Below are 3,192 nucleotides of genomic sequence, written 5' to 3'. Positions count from 1 at the left end.
TAGAGATGAGGTTAAATTAGAAAATTATAGATATATAGATGGAAACTATCATAATATAGAGGGAATAAAATCTGCTAAGGAAGAGGATTTTAGAGATTTTAATAATGGGGATCTTTGGGGAGGACGTGACTGTCATGGTTGGTTTAAATGTGAAGTTATTGTTCCTGAAAGGTTTGAAGGACAAACTATAGCATTAAATCTTTCAACTTTTGAAGAAGGATGGGATGCAACTAATCCACAATTTATTCTTTATGTAAATGGAGAACAAATTCAAGGGGTAGATATAAACCATAGAGAAATAATTTTAAGTCATGAGGCAGTTCCAGGAACTAAATATGAAATTGATTTACATGCTTATGCAGGAATGCTTGCAGATAAACTTGCAACACTTCATGGTAAATTAGTAGTAATTGATATGGATGCTAGAAGATTATACTGGAATTTAAAAGTGCCTGTAGATGTTTGTAAAGAACTTGAAAAAGAAGATAAAAACAGAATTGATATGATAACTGTTTTAAATGACGGAATAAATTTAATTGATTTAAGAAGACCAAAATCAGAATTATATGATAAAAGTATAAGAGTGGCTAATAATTTTATTGAAGATGAGTTTTATGGGAAGTTATGTGGACATAGTGATGTAGTTGCAACATGTGTAGGACACACTCATATTGATGTAGCATGGCTTTGGACAGTAGCTCAAACTAGAGAAAAGGTTGCAAGAAGTTTCTCAACTGTTCTTAAGTTAATGGAAGAGTATCCAGAGTATGTATTTATGTCATCACAACCACAATTATATAAATTCTTAAAAGAAGATCACCCAGGAATTTATGAGAAGGTTAAGAAGAAAGTAGAAGAGGGAGTTTGGGAACCAGAAGGTGCTATGTGGCTTGAAGCTGATTGTAATGTAACATCAGGAGAGTCTTTAGTAAGACAAATCTTACATGGTAAAAGATTCTTTAAAGAAGAGTTTAATGTAGATAATAAAATTCTTTGGCTTCCAGATGTATTTGGATATTCAGCGGCACTTCCACAAATCTTAAAGAAGTCAGATGTAGATTACTTTATGACAACTAAGATTGCATGGAACCAATTTAATAAAATTCCAAATGATACATTTATGTGGCAAGGGATTGATGGGTCAGAAGTTTTAACTCACTTTATAACTACAACAGGACCTGGACAAGAGAAAGAAAGTCACTTTACAACTTATAATGGACATGTTCAACCAGATGCAATTATGGGAGCATGGAGAAGATACCAAAATAAAAATTTAAATAATGATGTTTTAATTTCCTTTGGATGGGGAGATGGTGGCGGAGGAGCTACTTTAGAAATGCTTGAAAATGCTAGAAGATTATCAAAAGGTATACCAGGAGCACCAAGAGTTCAAATGGGAACTTCATTAGATTACTTCAAGAGACTTGAAGAAAAAGTACAAGGGAATAAAAAATTACCTAAATGGGTAGGAGAATTATACCTTGAGTACCATAGAGGAACTTATACTTCAATGGGAAGAAATAAGAGAGATAATAGAATCTGTGAAAACATGTATACAGCAGCAGAGAAAATAAACTCACTTGGTATGTTACTTGGAAATGAATATCCACAAAAGAATATTAATGACTCATGGGAAACAGTTCTTTTAAATCAATTCCATGATATAATTCCAGGATCATCAATTAAAGAAGTATATGATGTAACAGATGTTGAATATAAAGCATTAAAGAAAAATGCAGACAAGTTAATAAATGAAGGTTTAGATAAAACTTCAAACTCTATAAAGTTAGAAGAGAGAAGTGTAGTTGTTACTAATACTTTAGGATTTACTAGAAGTGATATAGCAACATTTATTGTACCAGAAGATATAAAAATGCCAGCAGTAATAAATGAAAATGGGGAAGAAGTAGTATGTCAAAGAATTGAAGATAATAAAGCAATATTCTTTGCAAATGAAGTTCCTGCAAATGGACACAAAAGCTTTAAGATTGTAGAAGCTACAAACGTTAAAGTTTCTAACGTAACTTTAACTGAAAGCTTTGCAGAAAATAAATTCTATACAGTTAAGTTTGATGAAAAAGGACAAATAGTTTCATTTGTAAACAAGGCTCAAAATAGAGAAATCTTAAAAGATGGAGCTATAGGAAATGAAATTCAAGCATTTGAAGACAAGCCAATGTGCTTTGATAACTGGGATATAGATATCTACTACAAAGAAAAAATGTGGAAGATTGATGATGTACAAAGTATTGAAGTAATTGAAGTAGGACCAGTTAGAAGTTCTTTAAAAATTGAAAGAAAGTTCTTAGAGTCAACTATAATCCAAAAGGTATATGTATACAATGAGTTAGAAAGAATGGACTTTGACACATATGTAGATTGGAAAGAAAGAGATGTTTTAGTTAAAGCTGCATTCCCTGTAGATGTAAATACTAAAGAAGCATCGTTTGAAATACAATATGGAAATGTAACAAGACCAACTCATAACAATACATCATGGGATGTAGCAAGCTTTGAAGTGTGTGGACATAAGTGGGCAGATTTATCAGAAGGAGACTTTGGAGTTTCTGTAATGAATAACTGTAAATATGGACATGACATTAAAGATGGAAATATGAGATTAACTCTTCTTAAATCAAGCTGTGATCCAAATCCAGATGCTGATAAAGAGGAACATTTCATAACTTACTCAATCTATGCACATGAAGGAAACTTTAAGACGGCAAAAACAACTAATAAAGCTTATGAATTAAATACACCATTATTTGCAACAGTTTGTGATGCTAAAGATGGAGAATTAGATAGCACATTAAGCTTAGTTAACTTAGATAAAGAAAATGTAATGATAGAAGTAATTAAAAAAGCAGAGGATTCAGACCCCTTAATAGTAAGAATGTATGAGTTCCACAATGCTAGAACAAATGTAAATATGGAATTCTTTAAAGAAATTGAAGAAATCTGTGAATGTAACTTAATGGAAAGAGATTTAGAAAAATTAAATCCAGAAGGAAACAAAGTAAGCTTTACTATAAAACCATTTGAAATAAAAACATTTAAAGTAAAATTAAAATAGTTAAGACCATTTAGATACCTTTAATATATAAGAAGACTTGTAAGATTTGATGCAAGTCTTCTTTTAAATTTTAAATTTTAAATTAGAAATTAGGAGGATTAAGATGAGGGAAGTTATTA

At 30.9% G+C, this 3,192-nt stretch carries 1 protein-coding gene; it reads left to right on the top strand.

The features are described 5' to 3' along the window. Positions 1–3,073 (top strand): alpha-mannosidase (locus tag ACRC28_RS13725; RefSeq protein WP_438544011.1); only part of this gene is annotated, 3,073 nt, incomplete at its 5' end. Positions 3,074–3,192: the final 119 nt, after the last annotated feature.

Source organism: Clostridium sp., from assembly GCF_051650885.1.
GTDB lineage: Bacteria > Bacillota > Clostridia > Clostridiales > Clostridiaceae > Clostridium.
The sequence above is the reverse complement of the archived record's forward strand: the minus strand, read 5'-3'. Positions and strand labels throughout refer to the sequence as shown.